The 22,512-nt window shown below is 71.6% G+C and carries 13 protein-coding genes and 2 pseudogenes; 9 read left to right on the top strand and 6 right to left on the bottom strand.

Going from position 1 to position 22,512, the window contains the following annotated elements; all coding sequences use genetic code 11:
* Positions 1–169: 169 nt before the first annotated feature.
* The 7 genes and pseudogenes from STRVI_RS34185 to pulA all read left to right on the top strand — a co-directional run bounded on the left by STRVI_RS34185 (position 170) and on the right by pulA (position 9,345).
* Positions 170–1,450, top strand: a complete 1,281-nt coding sequence (locus tag STRVI_RS34185; RefSeq protein ID WP_014060144.1) for an extracellular solute-binding protein — start codon at positions 170–172, stop codon at positions 1,448–1,450.
* A gap of 11 nt (positions 1,451–1,461) precedes the next feature.
* A complete protein-coding gene (locus STRVI_RS34180; RefSeq protein WP_014060143.1) occupies positions 1,462–2,484 on the top strand; it encodes a carbohydrate ABC transporter permease in 1,023 nt (340 codons plus the stop codon).
* A gap of 2 nt (positions 2,485–2,486) precedes the next feature.
* Positions 2,487–3,317, top strand: coding sequence for a sugar ABC transporter permease (locus tag STRVI_RS34175; protein WP_014060142.1), 831 nt, complete (start codon positions 2,487–2,489; stop codon positions 3,315–3,317).
* Positions 3,314–4,411: a LacI family DNA-binding transcriptional regulator gene (locus tag STRVI_RS34170; RefSeq protein ID WP_014060141.1), complete on the top strand. Its 1,098-nt coding sequence runs from the start codon at positions 3,314–3,316 to the stop codon at positions 4,409–4,411. The genes STRVI_RS34175 and STRVI_RS34170 overlap by 4 nt, the downstream gene beginning before the upstream one ends.
* A gap of 216 nt (positions 4,412–4,627) precedes the next feature.
* Complete coding sequence (locus tag STRVI_RS34165) at positions 4,628–4,960, top strand: putative quinol monooxygenase (RefSeq protein ID WP_014060140.1); 333 nt, start codon at positions 4,628–4,630, stop codon at positions 4,958–4,960.
* Between the two features lie 277 nt (positions 4,961–5,237).
* Positions 5,238–6,626: pseudogene (locus tag STRVI_RS34160) on the top strand (alpha-amylase); the annotation flags it as partial.
* Between the two features lie 43 nt (positions 6,627–6,669).
* On the top strand, positions 6,670–9,345 hold the full coding sequence (pulA, locus tag STRVI_RS34155; protein ID WP_014060138.1) for a pullulanase-type alpha-1,6-glucosidase: 2,676 nt from the start codon (positions 6,670–6,672) through the stop codon (positions 9,343–9,345).
* A 580-nt stretch (positions 9,346–9,925) separates the two neighbouring features.
* Here pulA and STRVI_RS34150 read toward each other — a convergent pair.
* From STRVI_RS34150 to STRVI_RS34140, 3 genes are all read right to left on the bottom strand, one after another.
* A complete protein-coding gene (locus STRVI_RS34150; RefSeq protein WP_014060137.1) occupies positions 9,926–11,866 on the bottom strand; it encodes a hypothetical protein in 1,941 nt (646 codons plus the stop codon).
* A 516-nt stretch (positions 11,867–12,382) separates the two neighbouring features.
* On the bottom strand, positions 12,383–15,517 hold the full coding sequence (locus STRVI_RS34145; protein WP_014060136.1) for an alpha-N-acetylglucosaminidase: 3,135 nt from the start codon (positions 15,515–15,517) through the stop codon (positions 12,383–12,385).
* Between the two features lie 116 nt (positions 15,518–15,633).
* Complete coding sequence (locus tag STRVI_RS34140; protein ID WP_014060135.1) at positions 15,634–16,281, bottom strand: LuxR C-terminal-related transcriptional regulator; 648 nt, start codon at positions 16,279–16,281, stop codon at positions 15,634–15,636.
* A gap of 208 nt (positions 16,282–16,489) precedes the next feature.
* Between STRVI_RS34140 and STRVI_RS34135 the strand changes: the two genes are divergently transcribed.
* Positions 16,490–17,881, top strand: coding sequence for a PT domain-containing protein (locus STRVI_RS34135; RefSeq protein ID WP_014060134.1), 1,392 nt, complete (start codon positions 16,490–16,492; stop codon positions 17,879–17,881).
* Between the two features lie 22 nt (positions 17,882–17,903).
* Here the strand turns inward: STRVI_RS34135 and STRVI_RS34130 are convergent.
* Both STRVI_RS34130 and STRVI_RS34125 read right to left on the bottom strand, forming a co-directional pair.
* Positions 17,904–18,026, bottom strand: a pseudogene (locus tag STRVI_RS34130) (VOC family protein); the annotation flags it as partial.
* Between the two features lie 21 nt (positions 18,027–18,047).
* On the bottom strand, positions 18,048–19,325 hold the full coding sequence (locus STRVI_RS34125) for a sensor histidine kinase (protein WP_014060133.1): 1,278 nt from the start codon (positions 19,323–19,325) through the stop codon (positions 18,048–18,050).
* Between the two features lie 251 nt (positions 19,326–19,576).
* Between STRVI_RS34125 and STRVI_RS34120 the strand changes: the two genes are divergently transcribed.
* A complete protein-coding gene (locus STRVI_RS34120) occupies positions 19,577–21,772 on the top strand; it encodes an MMPL family transporter (RefSeq protein ID WP_014060132.1) in 2,196 nt (731 codons plus the stop codon).
* A 90-nt stretch (positions 21,773–21,862) separates the two neighbouring features.
* On the opposite strand, the gene STRVI_RS34115 is transcribed toward STRVI_RS34120, so the two are convergent.
* Positions 21,863–22,471, bottom strand: a complete 609-nt coding sequence (locus STRVI_RS34115; RefSeq protein ID WP_014060131.1) for a winged helix-turn-helix domain-containing protein — start codon at positions 22,469–22,471, stop codon at positions 21,863–21,865.
* Positions 22,472–22,512: the final 41 nt, after the last annotated feature.

The raw sequence follows: 22,512 nt of genomic DNA, 5'->3' as shown, positions 1-22,512 counted from the left end.
GTCAAGCGCCCGAAGGGGAGCGGAGCGGCTACCGCGGGGACACGCGGACGTAACGATGCCGAGCGTCTTGCAGAAATTTGCCGCAAGCTCTTTCGGCGGGCTTGCGGCCCTGTTACGTTCCTCCGCAACCCGGGGCCGCGACGGAGCGGCCGGCTTTGGAGGAGTTCAGATGCGACGTGGCATAGCGGCCACCGCACTCGTCGCGGCCATGGCGCTCGCGGCGACGGCATGCGGCGGTGACGACGGCGGCAGCGGCGGCGACAAGAAGTCCGGCGGCAAGCTCTCCGGCACCGTGACCTACTGGGACACGTCGAACGAGGCGGAGAAGGGCACCTACAAGGAGCTCGCCCTCGGCTTCGCGAAGAAGCACCCCGACGTCAAGGTCAACTACGTCAATGTGCCCTTCGGCGATGCGCTGGCCAAGTTCAAGAACGCGGCGGGCTCCGGCGGCTCCGGCGCGCCCGATGTGCTGCGCACCGAGGTCGCCTGGACCCAGGACCTCGCCAACATCGGCTATCTCGCCCCGCTGGACGGCACCCCCGCCCTCGCGGACCAGTCCGACTATCTGCCCAAGGCCCTGGCGGGTGCCGAGTTCAAGGGCAAGACCTACGCCGTACCGCAGGTCATCGACACCCTCGGCCTCTTCTACAACAAGAAGATGCTGAAGGACGCCGGGGTCCAGCCGCCCAAGGACTGGACCGAGCTCAAGGCCGCCGCCAAGAAGATCAAGGAGAAGACCGGCAAGACCGGTCTGTATCTGCGCGGCGACGACGCCTACTGGTACCTGCCCTTCATCTACGGCGAGGGCGGCGACCTCCTCGACACCGGCGCCAAGCAGGTCACCATCGACGACGAGCCCGGCGTCAAGGCGTTCGCGGCCGCCCGGGACCTGGTCACCTCCAAGGCGGCGGAGACCGACGCCACCGACGGCTGGGACAACATGCAGAACGCCATCAAGAACGGCGACGTCGCGATGACGATCAACGGGCCGTGGGCGATCGAGGACACCCTGGCGGGCAAGGCGTTCAAGGACAAGTCCAACCTCGGAGTGGTCCCCGTCCCGGCCGGCAGCAAGGGCCAGGGCGCCCCGCAGGGCGGCCAGAACCTCACCGTCTACGCCGGTTCGAAGAACCTGGACGCCTCCTACGCCTTCGCCCAGTACATGAGCTCGGCCGAGGTCCAGGCCAAGACCACCGAGAAGCTCTCCCTGCTGCCCACCCGCACCTCCGTCTACTCCGACAAGTCGGTGGCCGCGAACCCCAATGTGAAGTTCTTCAAGGCCGCCGTGGACAAGGCCGTCGAGCGCCCCTGGATCCCCGAGGGCAACAGCCTCTTCCAGGCGATCCTGGTGCAGTTCCCGAACGTCCTCACCGGCAAGACCTCACCGGAGAAGGCCGCGAAGTCGGCCGGTGACGCGTACCGCAAGCTCCTCAAGGGCGACTGGAAGTAGGGCCGGCGACGATGGCTGTCGACACCAGCCGGCCGCTGGACCCGGCCGCGGGCGCGAAGGGCGCCCGCGGCCGGGGCGGCCGGGTTCACAAAGATGGAACTCCGCCACGGGGCCGCATCCGCCACGCGCTGGCCCGCCACTGGTACGCCTGGGCCATGGTCGCGCCCGTCGTGGTCGTCGTCGGGCTGATCATCGGCTATCCGCTGGTCCGCGGCCTGTATCTGTCGCTGACCGACGCCAACGAGGCCAACGTCGAGCGCACCATCGGGATCAACCACATCCCCGCCACCTACAAGACGGTCGGCCTCGACAACTTCAAGGCCATCCTGCAGGACCAGGTCTTCTGGGACCGGCTCGGCTGGACCGTCACCTGGACCGTCTGCTGTGTGGCGCTCACCTTCTCGATCGGCCTGGGCCTGGCCGTGCTGCTCAACCGGCGGTTCGCCGGACGCACCCTCTACCGGTCGCTGCTGATCCTGCCCTGGGCCGTCCCCGCCTTCGTCTCCGTCTTCGCCTGGCGGCTGCTCTACAACGAGAAGAACGGCATCCTCAACAAGGTGCTGGACGGCGGCGGGATCGACGCGGTGCCCTGGCTCAACGACCCCACCATGGCCAAGGCGTCGGTGATCGCCGTGAACATCTGGCTCGGGGTGCCGTTCATGCTGGTCGCGCTGCTCGGCGGGCTGCAGTCCATCCCCGGTGAGCTCTACGAGGCCGCCGAGATGGACGGGGCGAGCCCCTGGCAGCGGTTCCGCCACATCACCCTGCCCGGGCTGCGCTCGGTCAGCTCCACCGTGATCCTGCTGTCCACCATCTGGACGTTCAACATGTTCCCGGTGATCTTCCTGCTGACCCGCGGCGGACCCGGCGACGCCACCGAGATCCTGGTGACGTACGCCTACCGGCTCTCCTTCGTCAACAGCCCGCGCGACTTCGCCGGCGCCTCGGCCTGGGGTGTGCTGATCCTGCTCATCCTCATGCTCTTCGCGGTGGTCTACCGCCGTTCGCTCCGCAAGCAGGGAGAGGTGTGGTAGCCATGCGCGACCAACGACGCGGCCCGCTCGCCTCCGTCGGGCTGCACACGACGCTCGTCATCGCCTCCGCCGTCGCGGTCTTCCCGCCGCTGTGGCTGGTGGTGACCTCGTTCAAGCCCAAGAGCGAGGCGTTCAGCACCGATGTGGTGAAGAACCCGACGCTGCGGAACTATCAACACGTCCTGGGCGACACCGAGTTCCTGACCTGGTTCGGCAACTCGCTGTTCATCGTGGTCATCACCACGATCCTGGGCGTCTTCATCGCGGCCACCACCGGCTACGCCGTCAGCCGCTTCCGCTTTCCCGGGATGCGCCCGCTGATGTGGCTGCTGCTGATCACCCAGATGTTCCCGGTGGCCATCCTCATCGTGCCGCTGTACAACATCATGTCGACGCTGGGCTGGCTCAACCAGCCGATCTCGCTCATCGTCACCTACCTCACCGTCGCCGTGCCGTTCTGCGCCTGGATGATGAAGGGCTTCTTCGACACCATCCCGGTGGAGATCGACGAATCGGGCCGGGTCGACGGCCTCAACCCGTTCGGGACCTTCTGGCGTCTGGTCGTCCCGCTGGCCAAGCCGGGGCTCGCGGTGACCGCGTTCTACACCTTCATCACCGCCTGGGCCGAGGTGGCCTACGCCTCCGCCTTCATGACGGGCGAGGACAACCTCACGCTCGCCGCCGGGCTGCAGACCTTCGTCAACCAGTACACCTCCGACTGGGGCTCCATGACGGCCGCGGCCGTCATGATCGCCATCCCGGCGGCGCTGGTGTTCTCCTGGGCCCAGCGCCACCTCGTGGCGGGGCTCACGGCCGGAGCGACCAAGTCGTGACGAGCCCACCCGCGGCGGGGCCGCGGCTCGCCGATATCGCCGCACAGGCCAAGGTCAGCGAGGCCACCGTCAGCCGGGTGCTCAACGGCAAGGCGGGGGTGGCGGACACCACCCGGCAGCGGGTGCTCGCCGCCCTCGACGTCCTCGGCTACGAACGGCCGGTGCGGCTGCGGCGGCGCAGCGCCGGGCTGGTCGGCCTGGTGATCCCGGAGCTGACCAACCCGGTCTTCCCCGCCTTCGCGCAGATCATCGAGCAGGTACTGGCCGGCCACGGCTACACCCCGATCCTGTGCACCCAGATGCCCGGCGGCGCCACCGAGGACGAACTGGTGGAGCAGTTGGAGGAGCGCGATGTGGCCGGCATCGTCTTCATGTCCGGACTGCACGCCGACACCACGGCCGACCCCGCCCGCTACGCCCGGCTGGCCGGCCGCAAGGTGCCGTTCGTGCTGATCAACGGCTACAACGAGCACATCCAGGCCACCTTCGTCTCACCCGATGACCGGGCGGCGGCGCGGATGGCCGTCCGCCATCTGTCCGCGCTCGGCCACCACCGGATCGGCCTCGCGGTGGGGCCCGCCCGCTACGTCCCGGCGCAGCGCAAGGTCGAGGGGTTCCTCGCGGCCAGCACCGAGCTGCTCGGCCGATCGCCCGGCGAGGCGGGGGAGTTGGTGCGGCATACGCTCTTCAGCGTCGAGGGCGGGCAGGTGGCGGCGGCCACCCTGCTGGACCGGGGCTGTACGGGCATCGTGTGCGGCAGCGATCTGATGGCGCTCGGGGTGATCCGGGAGGCGGCCCGGCGCGGGCTGCGGGTGCCGCACCAGGTGTCGGTGGTCGGCTTCGACGACTCCCCGCTGATCGCCTTCACCGATCCGCCGCTGACCACCGTCCGGCAGCCGGTGCAGTCGATGGCGACGGCGGCGGTGGGGGCGCTGCTGGAGGAGATGGCCGGAAACCCGGTGCAGCACACGGAGTTCGTCTTCCAGCCGGACCTGGTCGTCCGCGGCTCCACCGCTCAGGCGCCGCCTACCGTTCAGGACCCGGTACCTCTCCGCCCGCCCGGCACCTGCCCGCCCGGCACCTGGATGCCGTAGCGGGCCATCTCGCGGTAGACGGTGGCGCGGCCCATGCCCAGCTTGGCCGCGGCCCGTGCCACCGTCGTGTCGACCGAACCGGTGAACACCGGTCGCAACTCCTCCGGCGACGGGCCGGCACTGGAACAACTGCGATCCTGGAACACTGCCGACCCTGGAACACCGCCGGTCCATGCCAACGGGCCGGCCGACCTGAAACAACGTGAGGAACCCCCCATGATCTTCATCACCGCGAAGTTCCGTGTTCTGCCCGAGCATGCGGACCGGTGGCCCGAGATCGCCGGCGATTTCACCCGGGACACCCGCGCCGAGGCGGGCTGTCTGTGGTTCGACTGGTCCCGCAGTGTCGAGGACCCGGACGAGTACATCCTGATCGAGGCGTTCCGTGACGAGGAGGCCGGTGCGGCCCACGTCAACTCGCCGCACTTCAAGGCCGCGCAGCGGATCCTGCCGCCGCATCTCGCCGCGACCCCGCGGATCGTCAACATGAATGTCCCGCAGGAGGACTGGTCCCTCCTCGGGGAAATGGCCGTCGAGGACCGCGACTGATCCACTGATCCGCGGCCGTCGAACCGGTCCGGCCGGCCGGGCGCGTGGGGCCCTTGACCGGACCCCCGACCGGCCGGACCGGAGAACGGGGTCGAACTTAACACCGCCGCAATAGCTTGCGAAAGGTCTTGCAACGAGGAGAACCCGCGAGTACGGTCCGGTCACCACCGCAGGACTGACGTCTTGCAGCAAGAACCTTCAACTGGCCTTACGGGCATGGCGCGTTGCCACATGAGGCTCAATGGTCACCCCCAGCTCTTCCCCCCACGGAGGAACGATGGCCGGCAACCGCATTCCCCTTGCCACCGCACTCGCCCTCGCGGCGGGCTCGGTGGCCCTTTTCGCACTGCCCCCGCAGACGGCTCAGGCGACACCGCCCGGTACCAAGGACGTCACCGCCGAACTCTTCGAGTGGCGTTACGACTCCGTCGCCAAGGAGTGCACCAGCACCCTCGGCCCCGCCGGATACGGCTATGTCGAGGTGTCGCCCGCCACCGAGCACATCCAGGGCGGCCAGTGGTGGACCTCCTACCAGCCCGTCAGCTACAAGATCGCCGGGCGGCTCGGCGACCGCACCGCCTTCAAGAACATGATCGACACCTGTCACTCGGCGGGCGTCAAGGTGGTCGCCGACGCCGTCATCAACCACATGTCCGCCGGATCCGGCACCGGCACCGGCGGCTCCTCGTACACCAAGTACGACTATCCCGGGATCTACCAGGCCCAGGACATGGACGACTGCACCTCGCAGATCAGCAACTACCAGGACCGCTGGAACGTGCAGCACTGCGAACTGGTGGGCCTCGCCGACCTGGACACCGGTGAGAGTTACGTCCGCACCCGGATAGCGCAGTACCTGAACGACCTGCTCTCGCTCGGCGTGGACGGCTTCCGCGTCGACGGCGCCAAGCACATCCCGACCGAGGACCTGGCCGCCATCAAGAGCCAGTTGAGCGACCCCGGCGTCTACTGGAAGCAGGAGGTCATCTACGGCGAGGGCGAGGCGGTCTCCCCGACGGAGTATCTGCGCAACGGCGATGTGCAGGAGTTCCGCTACGGCCGCGACCTCAAGCGGGTGTTCCAGGGCGAGAAGCTGGCGAATCTGAAGAACTTCGGCGAGGGCTGGGGCTATATGGCGAGCGGCCAGTCCGGTGTCTTCGTCGACAACTGGGACACCGAGCGCAACGGCTCCACGCTGACGTACAAGAACGGCGCCGACTACACCCTCGCCAACGTCTTCATGCTGGCCTGGCCCTACGGCTCCCCGGACGTCCACTCCGGCTACGAGTTCGGCGACAACGACGCGGGCCCGCCGAACGGCGGTACGGTGGGCGCCTGTTACCAGGACGGCTGGAAGTGCCAGCACAAGTGGCCCGAGATCATGAGCATGGTCGCCCTCCGCAACACGGCCCGGGGCGCATCGGTGACCAACTGGTGGGACAACGGCAACAACGCCATCGCCTTCGGACGCGGCGACAAGGCGTACGTGGCCATCAACCACGAAAGCGGCTCCCTCACCCAGACCTTCCAGACCTCGCTCCCGGCCGGCGGCTACTGCGATGTGCAGAGCGGCAAGGCCGTGACGGTCGACTCCGCGGGGAAGTTCACCGCCACGCTGGGCGCGAATACGGCGGTGGCACTGCATGTGGGCGCCCGTAACTGCGGCTGACCCACTTCGCCCACCAGCCTCTCAAGGAGCCACCAGCCCCGTGAAACCCCCGAGAGCCACCCTCTTTCGCACCGCCGCCGCGCTCGCCGCCCTGGCCCTGGGCGCGGCGGCCGTGCCCGCCGTATCGCAGACCGCCCGGGCCGCGACGCCCGCCACCGAGGCGCAGGCGCCCGCCGAGGCGCAGGCGCCCGCCGAGGCGCAGTGGATCGACCGCGCCACCGTCGTCTGGCAGGCCGAGCACACCGCCGGGACCGTCGAGGAGCTGAGCTACGCCGACGGTGGCACCCTGCGGCTGACCCCGGCCGTCCTGACCGACGCCCAGAAGGCCGCCTACCCCCATCTGGCCGGGCGCCCCGCCTATCGCCTCGACCCGGGCGACCGCGACAAAGCCGCCACCGCGCTGCGCGGCCCCCTCGCCGCCGTTCAGCGCGCGGCCGACGACCACGACCACGTACTGCACCGTACCGGGGTGCAGATCCCCGGCGTCCTGGACGACCTCTACGCGGACCGGGCGCGCTCGGCCCGCCTCGGCCCGGTCTTCCACGGGGCCCGCCCCACCCTCTCGGTGTGGGCGCCGACCGCCCGGAGCGTGTCGCTCGACCTCGACGGGCGCACCGTCGCCATGCGGCGGGACCCCGCCAGCGGGGTGTGGAGCGTGACCGGCGGCCCCGACTGGCGGGACAAGCCCTACCGCTACCGGGTCCGGGTCTGGGCGCCGAGCGTCGGGGAGACCGTCACCAACGAGGTCACCGACCCCTATGCGACCGCCCTGACCGCCGACTCCGCCCGCAGCCTGCTCACCGACCTGGCCGATCCCCGGCTCGCCCCCGCCGGCTGGGCGTCGCTGAAGAAGCCCGCGGCCGTCCCGCTGCGCGACGCCCGTATCCAGGAGCTGCAGATCCGCGACTTCTCCATCGCGGACCGCACCAGCGCCCACCCCGGCCAGTACCTCGCCTTCACCGACCGCGACTCGGACGGGATGCGGCACCTCGGGCGGCTGGCCCGGTCCGGCACCTCGTACGTCCACCTGCTGCCCGCCTTCGACTTCGGCACCGTCCCGGAGCGGCGGTCCGACCAGGCCCGGCCCGGCTGCGAGCCGGCCGCCCTGCCCGCCGACTCCGACCGGCAGCAGAAGTGCGTGGCCGAGACGGCCGCGAAGGACGGCTTCAACTGGGGCTACGACCCGCTGCACTACACCGTGCCGGAGGGCTCTTACGCGAGCGACCCGGACGGTCCGGCCCGCACCCGCGAGTTCCGGCAGATGGTGCAGGGCCTGGCCCACGCCGGGCTGCGCACCGTCATGGACGTGGTCTACAACCACACCGTGGCCGCCGGACAGGACGAGAAGTCGGTGCTCGACCGGATCGTGCCCGGCTACTACCAGCGGCTGCTGGACGACGGCAGCGTGGCCACCTCCACCTGCTGCCCCGGCACCGCGCCCGAGCACGCGATGATGGGCAAGCTGGTAGTGGACTCGATCGTCACCTGGGCCAGGCAGTACAAGGTCGACGGCTTCCGCTTCGACCTCATGGGCCACCACCCCAAGGCCAACATCCTGGCCGTACGCAAGGCCCTCGACGCCCTCACTCCCGCCAAGGACGGGGTGGACGGCAAGTCGATCATCCTCTACGGCGAGGGCTGGAACTTCGGCGAAGTGGCCGACGACGCCCGCTTCGTCCAGGCCACCCAGCGCAATATGGCCGGCACCGGCATCGCCACCTTCAGCGACCGGGCGCGGGACGCGGTGCGCGGCGGCGGGCCGTTCGACGAGGACCCCCGCGTCCAGGGCTTCGCCTCAGGGCTCTTCACCGACCCCAACGGGTCGCCCGCCAACGGGAGCCCGGACGAGCAGCGGGCCCGGCTGCTGCACGCCCAGGACCTGATCAAGGTCGGGCTCTCCGGCAACCTCGCCGACTACGCCTTCACCGACACCGGCGGACGCCGGGTCAAGGGCTCCGAAGTCGACTACAACGGCTCCCCGGCCGGTTACGCCGCCGCCCCCGGCGACGCGCTCGCCTACGCCGACGCCCATGACAACGAGACCCTCTACGACGCGCTCGCCTACAAGCTGCCCGCCGCCACCCCGGCCGCCGACCGGGCCCGGGCGCAGGTGCTGGCCCTGGCCACCGCGACCCTCTCCCAGGGCCCGGCGCTCAGCCAGGCCGGCACCGACCTGCTGCGCTCGAAGTCCCTGGACCGCAACTCCTTCGACAGCGGCGACTGGTTCAACGCCATCCACTGGGATTGCGCATCCGGCAACGGCTTCGGCCGGGGACTGCCCCCGGCGGCGGACAACGAGCCCAAGTGGCCGTACGCCAAGCCCCTGTTGACCAATGCGGCCGCGCGGCCCGGCTGCCGCGAGATCACGGGCGCCTCGGCGGCCTACCGGGACCTGCTGCGGATCCGCACCACGGAGGCGGCGTTCAGCCAGGGCACGGCGGAGGGGGTGCAGAAGGCACTGTCCTTCCCGCTGTCCGGGGCCGGGGAGACGCCGGGCGTCATCACCATGCGACTCGGCGGGTTGGTCGTGGTCTTCAACGCCACCCCGTCCCGCCAGTCGCAGACCGTCCCCGCCCTCGCCGGGAGCCCGTACGCCCTCCACCCGATCCAGGCGCATGGCGCCGACGCGACGGTGAGGACGTCCCGGTACGAGCGTGCGACCGGCACCTTCACGGTCCCCGGCCGTACGGTGGCCGTCTACACGGCCGGGGGCTAGGCAGGGGGCCGCCGGGCGGACCGAGCGGCGAGCCGCATATCGATGCTTTCCCCTCCCCGCCCCTTCCCGCGGTATCGATATGCGGCTCCGCCGCGTGGCAGGGGCTCCGCCCTGGACCCCCGCCGGGGCTCCGCCCCTGGACCCCGCTCCTCAAACGCCGGAGAGGCTGTGGCAGGGGCTCCGCCCCTGGATCCCGGGGTCTGGGGCGGGGCCGTGCCACGCGGCGGAGCCGCATATCGACGCTGCGGGAAGGGGCGGGGCGGGGCGGGGAACAGTTTGCCCGTCTGCGCCCGTTGCCAAAGGGGCTCTGCCCCTGGGGCGCGGGGCTGTGCCGATGTGCGGCTCCGCCGGGTGGCAGGCTCCGCCCCCGGACCTCGGGGTCCAGGGGCGAAGCCCTTGGTAACGGGAAGGGGCGGGGCGGGGAGCAGCTTGCCCGCCTGTGCCCGTTGCCGGGGGCTTCGCTCCTGGCCCGGGGTCTGGGGCGGGGCCCCACCACGCGGCGGAGCCGCATATCGATGCTGCGGGAAGGGGCGGGGCGGGGAGCAGCCCGCCGCAGGCGTCAAGACCCGCCGGGCACCCCCTAGCGCAACGGGCTCAGTCGGCCACCGTCCGCCAGCCGGGCCCTGAGGTCGGCGCGGGCACCCGCCTTCGCGGGGAGGGTCAGGCCGCGGCCGTAAGTGCGGCCCCGGACGCCGCCGGTGGCGACGATCCCGGTGACCTGACGGCTCCCGGCGGCCAGCAGATACCACCGGCCGGACCGCGCCTTCCACAGCACCCCCGCCAGCACCCGCGGCTCGCGCGGGCCGCAGGCGGGAGAGTTGTCGGCGCTGGAGACGACCGCACCCGCCGCGCCCCGGCGGGTGTCCCACGGCTGGAACTGGGCCAGGACTTTGCTGCCCGTGTCCCGCCAGGTGTCGGCGCGGGTGCACAGCCAGGCCGCGTGGCCGCCCGCCTCCGGCAGGGCCTGGGCGGCGAACCGCCAGGAGTTGACCGAGCGCACCCCCCGCCCGCGCATCATCGCCAGCCGGCATCCGGTCCTGGCCCAGCTCGCACGGGCCGCCCGCCCCGCCACATCGCGCACACCGGCGCCGGGGGTGCCGTAGGTGAGCCGGGCCGGGGCCAGTTCGCCCAGGTCGGCCACGAGCCGGGAGCCGAACTGCAGCGCGGGCCAGCCACGGCAGGGCCGTAGCTGCGGAATGGTGCGCACCGGATCGGTCACCCCGTGCCCGGTGCGGTGCAGCGGACGCGACGCCCCGTCCGGGTGGAGCAGATCCCGCACCCAGGCATGGCGCACCCAAGGAGCGGTCAGATAGCGGACGTTGCCGTCCGTGCGGCTGAGGACCAGCGCGGTCGAGGTGGCCGCGTCGGCGGCGTCCAGCCGGGCGAAGTCCAACGCGGCCGCACCGCCCTCGCCCGCCTCCGCGTACCGCGCCACCCGCAGCCCGTCGTACAGCAGCACCACCGTGGCCTGGTCCACCTCGCCCGCGAACAGCAACTGCGGCGGCCCCGAGGGCGGCCCGGACTGCGTGCCCATGGTGGCCGACATCCGCACCGAACGGCCCGGCCGCGCCCAGACGGCCAGCGCGCGGCGCAGCAGCGCGGTGTCCCGGACGCGGTCGCCGCGCGCGGGCCAGGAGGAGAACCCGGCGCGGGACGCGGTGCGCCAGGCGTCGGGCGCGGCCCGCGTCAACCGCGCGGGGTCCAGGGCCCGTTCGGAGGACGGATTGCGGGCGTACGAGGGCGCGGCCGCACCGGTCGGCCCCCAGCCCCGCCCCGGCACGCCCAGCAGCGTCCCGCACACCACCAGCGCCACCACGGCCACCAGCACCGCGCGCACATGCTGACGGCGGCGCATCAGATCGGTGGGCCGCGCCTGGAGCGAACACGGGTCGAACTCCGGGGACTCCAGCAGTGATTCGTCCCGGCTGCCGGCCTGCTCCGGCACCGACTCCGCCTCGTCCAGCGCGGCCCGCGGGTCGGCGACCCCCGCGGTGCCCAGCAGTGCGCGCGTCTCGTGCTCGTCGAGTTGCTCCAGCTCCAGCAGTACGTACGCGGCGCGGCCGGGCCCGGACAGCTCCGACAGGGCCCGCTCCAGGGCGAGTTCATCGGCCCCGCCGGAGCGCGGGAACAGCCGCAGCCCGAACACCTGCGGCAGCGCCGGGGGCCGCTGCCACCAGCGCCGCGGCCGGGCGGCGCGCAGCGCCAGGCGCAGCACCCGCAGCCGCACATAGGCATAGCCGGTGTCGGCCCCGGGGCCCTTCGTCCCGCGCTGCCAGGGCAGTTCGACATCGGGGTGCGGGTCCGGGCCCGTGCCGTAGCCGCGATTGCGGGGCAGCGCGCGCTGGGCGAGGGCGTGCGCCGCGAGCACCCGGCGGGTGCGCCCGATGCCCGGCGGCAGGATGAGATACGCGAGCCGCACCAGCCGCGGATAGTGCTCGACGATGGCGGCCTCGGCCTGCTCGACGTCGATCAGGCCGGTGGTTTCGTCGTCGGGGGCGACTGTCGCCCGGTGCTGGTCCACGTGTCGTGAACGAGTGGCGGGCCGGGTTGGTCACCTACGGGTGTCCGGCGGGACTTGGCGCCTGCGGCGGGCCGTTCCCCTCCCCGCCCCTTCCCGACACCCGACGATATGCGGCTCCGCCGCGTGGGGGGCTCCGCCCCAGACCCCGGGGGTCAGGGGTGCAGCCCCCTGCCGAGCCCCTGCCATGCGACGGAGTCCCCACCACGCGGCAGAGCAGCGTATCGGTGCTTTCCCCTCCCGGCCCCTTCTCGCAGCATCGGTATGCGCTCCGGCGCGTGGCAGGGGCTTCGACCTGGACCCCGGGCGTCGACGCCCCGACCGTCGCCGCCGTGAACACCCGCACCGGCGGGCTGAACGCGTCGGCGCGCGGCGCGGCGGAGGACCGGGCCGATGCCCACGCCCATGCGGGTCCGTGCGGCCGGGGTCCGGGGCGGAGCCCCACCACGCGGCGGAGCCGCACATCGATACCGTGGGAAGGGGCGGGGTGGGGAAAGATCCGCCACTGACGCCGACCCGCTACGGCGTACCGGTCTTCCAGCCGCTGAACTCGACCGTCCCCCGGGCCCCCGTGCCCCCGTTCGCCGCGGTCATGAAGATCCCGGCGTCCTGCGCGGCCGTCGCGCCCGGTGCCGTCACGGTGGCCACCTTCCGCCAGGTCGCGCCGTCGTCGGTGGACAGCTCGCCGGTGTAGGAGGTGGCCGCGGTGCGGGTCAGCCGCAGCAGGACGGGCGCCTTGACGCCGGTGATCCGCTGGTAGGTGTCCAGCGTGCCGTCGCCGCCCGAGTCGTAGGACAGGACGACCCCGTTGGCCGGGGTGACGGAGAGGTTCACGAAGCCGGGGGAGCCCGCCGTGGCGAGGTCGTTGCGGACGATGATCCCGGCCCGCGCCCAGGGCCCGGTGGCCGCCTGGGCGGTCACCTTCACGGTGCTGGCCGTGCCCACCGTAAGGACGCCGTCGCGGTAGACGGAGCCGAATTCGGCGGTGCCCTTCCACAGGTCCTGGCCCGCGCCGTCGATCGCGAACCGCTCCTCGAGCTGACCGAAGGCCGCACCGGTGTTGGTGACCGTCCGCAAGCCGTCCGCCGGCGGTCCGGCGATCCACAGCGTCCCGGTGCGTACGGCCCGCACCCGGTCCTCGCCGCGTGGCCCGTAGGTGACGCCCAGCTCGTACGGCAGCGGCTTGAGCGGGTGCTCCAGCGGCTCGTCGGGCGCGGTCGCGCGCCAGCGGACCTCGCCCGTGCCGCCCGCGGGGACGCCGGGCAGCCGGGTCGGCCCGTCCGGGTCCGGGTCGAGCCCGGTCACGGTGAGGTCGAAGTCGACGCGGCCGGTGGCGCGCAGCCCGTTGACGTTGCGCAGGGCGGCGGTGAGGGTCGCGGTGCCGCCGGGCGGCAGGGCGGCGGGCTCGGCGGTGACGGTCAGCGTGCCTTGGTACGGGGCCTTGGCCAGCGCCTCGTACACCCGCTGGGCGGTGCGGTGGGCGTCCGTCGTCGGCCGCACCGGATAGCTTGTGCGCTCCCGGGTCCACGGCTCCTCGACGGCGAACCAGTCGAAGGCGCGCGGGGGGCGGTTCTCCGCCAGCGCGTCCTCCAGCTCGTCCAGATAGGACTGCCACTGGGGGAGGTGGAAGTCGGCGATGAGGCCGCTCCAGTCGCGGTTGGCGTAGTTGGCCAGCTTGCCGCCGTCCGCCGTGGCGCGGTCCGCCCAAGTGGTGATGAGGGTGCGCGCGGCCCGCTCGAGCCGGGCCGACTCCTCATCGCCCGACGCCATCCGTTTGGCGTCCTCGAGCCACGGGCCCAGCAGGAACCGCCGGTGGGCGCCGGTCATGTCGTCGCTGAGCCGCATCAGCTTGAGCCACAGCCGGGCCAGCGTCCGGAAGGCCGTGCGGTCCTTACGGTCGTAGGCGTCCTGGAGCTGGGGGATGAGCTGCCAGGAGCGGTTGGCGAGGGCCTGCCGCGCGATGTCGGTGAGGTCGTGGCGGTAGGCGTCGCTGTCGCGCAGCCCGGCGCGTACGCCCAGCAGCGCCGCGAAGGCCACGTCGAAACCGGCCGGGTCGAAGGCGGGGGTGTGGGTCGCGTAGTTGGTGCCCGAACGGGCGGTCAGGGAGGGGCGGGCGGCGAAGACCGAGTCATGCGGGCGGCCGTCCTTGCTGCTGATCTCGTACGCGGTGTCGCGCAGCGCGGCGAACGCCTCCCGGGCCTTGGCGTCCCGCCCGCCGTAGCGCATCTCGGCGTACGAGCGGAACCACTCGGCCCGGTCCACCGCCTCCTCCCGCCACGCCAACTCGCTGAACAGCTCGAACGCGGCCGGATCCCGCTCGGCCGCCTCCGGCATATAGGCCGTGCCGACCAGCTTGCTGCCCGGCTTGTCCCGCCATACGGTGAACCGCTTCGTCCACATATGGGTCTTGGCGCCGATCGTGGTGCGGCCGCCGAAGTTGGGGATGGTGCCGAACGCGTACGGCACCGCACCCCAGTCCTTCTCCCGGTCGGTGACGGTGTCCAGGTCCGACAGCCCGTCCACCACGAGCATCCGGTCGTGGTCGACGGCGTCCAGCAGATCGCGGCGGGGGTTCTCCTGCCAGCCGAGGATCACCCAGATGGCGCCGGGGCGGGCGGTCCGCAGCGCGGTCTCCACGGCGCGGGCGGCGTCGGGCACCGGGACGTCGCCGGGGTCGCCGCCCTCGTGCAGCAGATCCATCTTGAACAGCCCGGCCTCGCCGAACAGTTCGCGCTGATGGCGGTAGAAGGCGGCGGCCACCTTCCGGAAGGACTCGGTGCGCGGATCGAGCCAGTCGGGCCGCCTGAGCCCGTTCCAGTCGCCCTGCGGCACCGTACGGGCCTCCGGGTTGCGGTCCGCGAAGCCGTCGGGGACGGTGCCGAAGTAGCCGGGGAACACCGGCCGCATGCCCAGCTCCCGCAGCCGGTCGGCGATCCGCCGCCCCAGCTCGGTGCGCTTGTCCAGGAGCGCGGTGGAGACCGGGCCGCCGTATTCGCTCATGTTCTGCAGCAGCCACCACGGCTGGTGGGAGGGGGCGGGGAGCCAGGTGCGCGCCTCGGTCTCGGTGTAGCCGAACTCCTGGAGCAGCCGGTGGTAGACGGCCTCCTGACCGGCGGTGACCAGCAGTTCGTTGCAGCCGTGCAGGGCCGCGACGTCGATCAGGTGCTCCCAGCGGTCCCAGTCGGCGAACGGCGCGGTGTAGCCGTCATGGGTGTCGTTGAACGCGAAGCGGTGCGGCAGCGCGGTCGAGTGCGTGAGGCGCCGCGCGGGCGCGGGCAGCTTCTTCGGCAGGTTGAGCTGATCGCCGGACCAGGTGAGCTGGGCGTGGCAGGTGTACTTGAGATACCAGTGCACGCCCGTGAGCAGCACCGCCGGGCTGGTGCCGGAGACCGTCACCCGCCCCGCGGACCCGTCGACCTCGAACCGTTCCTCATCGCCCCGCTTCGCCAGCGCCACCAGCCGGAACTGCTCGGCGTGGGCCGGCAGCAGCCGCCGCAGGGCGGCGCGTGCGGGGGCGGTGTCGAATGCGGTCACGGCGGGGTCCTGTGTGTCGTGCGGCTCATCGGCCACCGCGGGGATGCGGCTCCCCAGCGTGGCCCCGGCCCCGAGTGCTCCGGCGGTTCCGATCAGCGTGCGTCTGCTCAGGTCGCTCATGCGCCCCCCCATCGGACAACGGCCAATGCGTCGTATGGAGAAGGCACTTAACCAGCGTTATGGGGTGGGAGCAATGGGGCGCACGGAGAGGTGCCGGCCCCCGGGGCCATGGACCGTCAGCCCCGGTCGAGGTAGGCCAGCACCGCCAGCACCCGGCGGTTGTTGTCGTCCGACGGCGGCAGGCCGAGCTTTCCGAAGATATTGGAGGTGTGCTTGGCCACCGCCCGCTCGGTGACGAAGAGCTGCGCCGCGATCGCCGTATTCGACCGCCCCTCCGCCATCAGCTCCATCACCTCCAGCTCCCGCGGCGTCAGCCGCCCCAGCGGCTTGTCCTGGGCACGCCGGTCCAGCAACTGCGAGATCACCTGCGGATCCATCGCCGTGCCCCCGGCGGCGACCCGCCGCACCGCGTCGATGAACTGATCGGCGTCGAAGACCCGGTCCTTGAGCAGATACCCGATGCCCCCGCTGCCGTCCGCGAGCAGCTCTCGCGCGTACAACTGCTCCACATGCTGCGACAGCACCAGCACCGGCAACCCCGGCCGCGCCCGCCGGGCCTGCAGCGCACACTGCAGCCCCTCGTCGCTGAACGAAGGCGGCAGCCGCACATCCACCACCGCGACGTCCGGCTCCAGCTCCGCCAGCGCCTTGCTCAGCTCGGGCCCGCTCTCCACGGCCGCCACGACCTCGAAGTCGTACGCCTCCAGCATCCGGACCAGACCGTCCCGCAGGAGGAAGAGGTCTTCGGCGAGGACAACGCGCACGGTGGCTCCAAGACTTCGTCGGGCCCCTGGGGTGGGGGACGTGACCGAATCCGACGAATGTACCGCTGTGCGGTGAGCGGGAGGGGATCAGCGGCGCGGGGCGGCCCTGCGGGTTGGGCGCCTCGCGCGGGGAACCGTTCTGCCGGATTCTGCGTAATGTCCTCTTGCCGTGCTGCTGGCTGGTGGCGGGCGAACGAAGGGGGAGCCGGTGCTGGGTCGGATGCGGGTGATGGTGGGCGTGGCGGTGTCGCTTTCGGTGGCGCTGGTGGGGTGCGGGCCGGAGAAGGAGAAGGAGTGGACGGGGGCGGAGCCTTCGAAGGGGTCCGCGGCCGAGGCCGCGCGGTTCGCGCCGTTGGTGCGGCTGGCCAAGGGGGAGTCGCTGTTGCCGATGGACGCGACGCGGTTCATCGGGCGGTCCGCGCTGCGCTTCGACCACGAGGGCTTCTGCCGTGACGAGGGGCCGGTGGCCGATCCGATCGACCCGCGGCGGTTGGGGAGTAAGGACAATTCCTACCAGCACGCGGAGGTGCAGCCGGGGAAGTCGTCGTCCAAGCCGGTGTCCTGCCCCGGACACGGGGATAAGTGGCACACCTCGACCGAGGCCGACGGCGGTTTCTATCTCGACCCGCCGAAGGAGGTGCGGAAGGGCGAGGGCACTGACGCGCCGGTCTACTGGGAGTACCACAACCACAAGACCGACCCGAAGCGCGCGGCGTACGTCTACTGGTTCTTCTACGCCTACAACAACCTGACCCCGGGCAACCGGCACGAGGGCGACTGGGAGCGCGTCGCGGTCCAGTTGCGCGACGGTAAGCCGGAGGCGGTGACGTTCGCGAAGCACGGCAAGGATACGTGCGGCGTGAAGTGGTCGGAACTCGATCCGCAGGACGGGCATCCGACGGTGTACTCGGCGCGTGGTTCACACGGCTCCTATCCGACCGATAAGAACCAGTGGGTGAACGGCACGCTCGATCGGCCCTCGAAGGGCGGCGCCGAGTGGCGAACTTGGGAGCACGCCCGCCCTGTCAACCGCGAGCCCTGGTGGGGGTACGCCGGGTGGTGGGGGTCGCAGCAGCATGTGAGCGGATTCAACGGGCCGATGGGCCCGCGCCCGGGGCGTCTGCTGTCGGGCGTCTTCACCAACGACAGCTGCGGGCCCGCCGACAAGCCGCCGACGGATCCGCCCAAGGACCAGCCCACGGACCAGCCCACGGACCAGCCCACAGAACAGCCCACGGACCAGGCCGCGCCCAGGACGAAGGAAGGGGCGATCCGGCGGTACGAGGAGTATCTGCACGCCGTGGGCCGGGAGGACATCAAGACGGTCTGCGAGGTGGCCGGGCCCGCGGCGAAGCAGGCGGAGGACCAGGGGTTCGGTCCGTGCACGTCCACGTTCCTCGTCACGTTCCAGATGATCTCGCCTACGCAGAAGAAGGCTCTGCAGACCGCGACGGTCGACGCGCAGAAGGTCGTCGTACGAAGCCCCGCCAAGATCGACATTCCGGCCGATGCGGTCAAGGCCTCCGTCACCTTCTCCGAAAACGAGATCGGGACCAGCACCCTGGAGTACATGAAGGACGACTGGTACATCACTGACTGAGCGCGCGCGGCGCGGTGGAGTGTCAGCGGTGGCCCAGGACGTTGTCCACGCGGCCGCCCGGGTTGCGGACGAAGAAGCGGCGGACGCCCCACTCCTCGTCCTGGAGAGGGTGGACGATCTCCGCGCCGGCCTCGCGCATCGCCGCCGGATTTTCCCCGGCGGTGGGTCATCGGGCGGCGTCGGGCGCCGAGAGCGCGCAGGGGATCTCCATCGTCACCATGGTCGGCCCGCCGCTCGGGCTGCTGACGGCGAGGACCCCGTCGAAGGTGCCCAGCCGCCGCTCGACCCCGCTCAGCCCGCCCTCCGGGGTGATCTCCGCGCCGCCGCGGCCGTCGTCGGTCACGGTGATGCGCAGCATGCCCTCCGTGTGGTGCACGTCCAGCCACATCCGCGAGGCGCCCGCGTGCTTCGCCGCGTTGGTCAGCACCTCGCTGACCGCGAAGTACGCGGCCGACTCGACCGGTTCATCGGCCCGGCCCGCCAGGTCCACGTCCACCTCCACGGGCACCGCCATCCGCAGCGCCAGCGCGCGCACCGCGTCTCCCAGGCCGCGCTCGGCCAGTACCGGCGGATGGATGCCGCGGACCAGGTCGCGCAGCTCGGACAGAGCCTCGGCGGAGTTCGTACGGGCCGCGGCGAGCAGTTCCCTGGCCTGGGCCGGGTCCTTCTCGATCAGGGCTTCCACGGTGCCCAGGCTCATGCCCATGGCGACGAGCCGGGCCTGGGCGCCGTCGTGCAGATCGCGCTCGATGCGGCGCAGTTCGGCGGCGGAGGTGTCCACGGCGTCATGCCGGGTCTCGGTGAGCCGCTGCACCCGCTGCTCGAGCGCCATCTGCGGGGTCGGGTCCAGGAAGGCTCGCGCCAGCAGGAAGTGGCCGCGGAGCAGGAAGGGGGAGACGGTCGCCCCGAGTGCCATGAAGCCGATGCCGACCGGGACGGCCAGCAGGGCGGTCCACAGCGAGTCGATGGGGAGGAACCCATACCAGTAGGTGCCGCTCGCGTCCACGATCGGCTTCCACACCCCGGCGGCCAGGACGAACCCCTCGATCCCGTACGGCACGAAGACGAAGGCCAGCAGCGCGGTGGCAAAGCCGGCGATCATGTCGACGGCCAGCCACAGCAGATCCCGCCAGGTGGCCGGGTCCTTCAGCAGGAAGGTGCACAGCTCCACCTGCCCGGTGACCCCGGAACGCCGGTCGGCGGGCAGCGGGCGGTACGGCATCTTGATCCGCACATCGGACCAGGTGGCGGCCAGCAGCCGGCGCTGATTGGCGTGCGCCCGCACCGTGCGGACCAGGAGCGGGGTGGTGAACACCCCCACGCCCAGCGGAATCAGACACACGGACACGACCAACAGCGTGAACAGCGTGATGGAGCCCGCGAGCGTGAGCGGGGCCAGGGCAAGCCCCCGCACACAGGCCAACAGCGCTTTGCGTACCTTCATCCTGCGTCCCTCTCGGCGGTCCGTCCCGTCGGTCCCGGTGATCCGGCACCGTCAGTCAACTCCCTCAGTCTGACCGCGCGCCCCTGGCCGGTCACGGGGGGTGCGGACCGTCCGGGGGTGTACCTGGCACCACCTCCCCACCTCGCCCTATGGCTCGGCGACCGGGTGGCTGTCCGGCTGGGACGCGGACCTGCGGTTTTCTAGCGTCGTGGCATGACCTGTTCCGTCCGTACCTCACGGGGAGAAACGCCATGAGCGCAACGAGGAAGGGCCTGGCCGTGCGGCTGGGTGGGTGGAGCACTCGCCACCGCAAGACCGCGATCATCGGATGGCTGCTGTTCGTCGTGGCCGTCGCCGTGGTCGGCGGAATGTCGGGGTCCCGGCAGATGACCAATTCCGAGAACGGTACGGGCGACTCCGCGCGTGCGGAGAAGATCCTGGAGGACGCGGGCCTCCAGACCCCGGCCGGGGAGATGGTGATGCTGCGCGGCGACCGCCCGGACGGCTGGCGGGGCGCGGCCCGCGACCTTACGGCGCGACTGGAGCGGACGGGTGAGGCGGTGCGCATCCAGCCCCCGGTGCGCTCGGAGAGCGGACGGGAGGCCCTGATCAGCTTTGAGATGAAGGGCGACCCGGACACCGCCGGGAAGCGGGTGGAGCCGGTCGTCGAGGCGGTGAAGAAGACCGAGTCGGCCCATCGGGGCATCGTGGTCTACGAGTTCGGCGACGCCACCGCCCAGCACCGGCTCGACGACATGCTCACCAACGACTTCAAGAAGGCCGAGCTGACCGCCGTACCGCTGGCGCTGGGCATTCTGCTGGTGGTCTTCGGGGCGCTGGTGGCCGCGCTGCTGCCGGTGCTGCTCGCGGTGACCGCCTGCGTCGGAACCTTCGGACTGCTCGCCCTCGTCAGCCACAAGCTGCCCATGTTCGACTCCACCGTCTCGGTGATGTTCCTGGTGGGCCTGGCCGTCGGCGTCGACTACTCGCTGTTCTATCTGCGGCGGGAGCGCGATGAGCGGGCCGCGGGCCGGGACGCGGAGACCGCGCTGCGGATCGCGGCCGCCACCAGCGGCCGGGCGGTGCTGATCTCCGGGGTCACGGTCATGCTGGCGATGTCCGGGATGTTCCTGTCCGGACTGCTGCTGTTCCACGGCTTCGCGGTCGCCACCATCCTGGTCGTCCTGATGTCGATGCTCGGCTCGGTGACCGTGCTGCCCGCGATGCTGTCCTGGCTGGGCGACCGGATCGACGCCGGGCGGGTGCCGCTGCTGAACCGCCGCCGGAAGAAGGGCGTGCACACCAGCGGTGGCGTCACCGTCAAGCTGATGCGGCCCGTCCTGGCCAAGCCGAAGCTGTTCGCCGTCGTATCGGGCGCGCTGCTGCTGGCGCTGTCCGCGCCCGCCCTCGGGATGAAGACCGAACAGCTCGGCATGGACAAGCAGTTCGGCTCCGACGCCCCGATCACCGTGGCCTACCAGGAGATCACCGGCGCCTTCCCCGGCGGCCCCGCCCCTGCCGAGGTCGTGCTGCGCTCCGACGACATCGCCTCGCCCCGCTTCGAGGCGGCCATCGCGGACTTCAAGAAGGAGCTCGCCGCGTCCGGGCGGTTCGGCAGGACGGTCGACGTCGAGGCACACCGTACGAAGGGGGTGGCCCGGATCGAGGTGCCGCTGGCCGGGGACGGCGAGGACGCCACCTCCCGGCGCGCCCTGGACACCCTCCGGGACGATCTGGTGCCGAAGATCCTCGGACCGGTCTCCGACCAGGTGTATGTGAGCGGTGAACTCGCCGGAAGCCGTGACTTCAACGACCAGTTGAAGACCGACATCGCACCGGTCTTCCTCTTCATCGCCGCCGTGACCTTCGTTCTGATGCTGCTCTGCTTCCGGTCGTTGCCGATCGCCATCGTCTCGATCCTGCTCAACCTGCTGTCGGTGGGCGCCGCGTACGGCACGATGACCGCCGTCTTCCAGCACGGCTGGGGTGCGGATCTGCTGGGGATGGAGCCGGCCGGGGCGATCGAGTCGTGGATGCCTCTGTTCGTCCTCGTCATCCTCTTCGGGCTGTCGATGGACTACCACGTCTTCGTGGTCTCGCGGATCCGGGAGGCCCATGAACGGGGCCTCGCCACCCGGGACGCGATCCGCGAGGGCATCCGGACGACGGCGGGCTCGGTCACCGGGGCGGCCACCATCATGGTCGCCGTGTTCGCGGTCTTCGCACTGCTGCGGATGCAGGACATGCAGCAGATGGGCGTCGGGCTCGCGGTCGCGGTGCTGGTGGACGCCACGCTGGTGCGGATGGTGCTGCTGCCCTCGGTGATGGCGCTGCTGGGGGAGCGCAACTGGTATCTGCCGCGCGCCCTGCGGTGGCTGCCGAGCATCGGCCACGGCGAGGAGCCGGTGGAGCGGCCGCGGCCGCCGCTGGTGGGGGCGGGCCGCTGAGCAAGGGTCCGCATCCGGGTACGCGCCCGCCGTGCCGGACAGGCTCCTGGCCTGCCCGGCACGGCGGGCGTCATGGGTGCACGGCTGCGGTCAGACGGTGGGCACGTACTTGTACCCCACCCGCCGCACCGTCACGATCGTCCCCCGGTGCTCGGGGCCCATCTTGCGGCGCAGCCGGGCCACATGGACATCGACGGTCCGGCCGTCGCCGACATGGCCGTACCCCCACACCGTGGTCACGAGCTGATCGCGGGAGTGCACCCGGTGCGGATGGGCGACGAGATGGCTCAGCAGCTCGAACTCGAGGTACGTCAGGTCCAGCGGCCGCCCCGCGACCTCGGCGGTCCGATGGTCGGGATCGATCCGGATGAGCTCGTCACCCGTCTCGCCGGTTTCGCCCGTCACCGCCGGTATCCCCTCCGGGGGCGGCCCCGCCGCCGCGGGCCGCTGCCGGTCGGCCGGGACCAGCACCAGATAGCCGACCATCGGCGGGTGGCCGGGGAGCGTGGGCAGGGTGTGCGGGGGAGCGGGCAGCCAGGTGGCGCCGGGGTGCAGCAGATCGGCGACCGGCGGCACCTCGTCCGGTGCGACGGCCCGCAGCCGCTGGCGGTTCGCCGGGACGGACGTTGCGGACGCGGCGGACGTTGCCGATGGGGCGGCGGGAGCGGAGGCGGACGACAGGCTACGGAGGTTCGTCATGAGGTCAGCTCTTTCGCGCGAGAAGGCGTCAGTGGACGTCG

The organism is Streptomyces violaceusniger Tu 4113 (assembly GCF_000147815.2).
Taxonomy (GTDB): domain Bacteria; phylum Actinomycetota; class Actinomycetes; order Streptomycetales; family Streptomycetaceae; genus Streptomyces; species Streptomyces violaceusniger_A.
The sequence above is the reverse complement of the archived record's forward strand: the minus strand, read 5'-3'. Positions and strand labels throughout refer to the sequence as shown.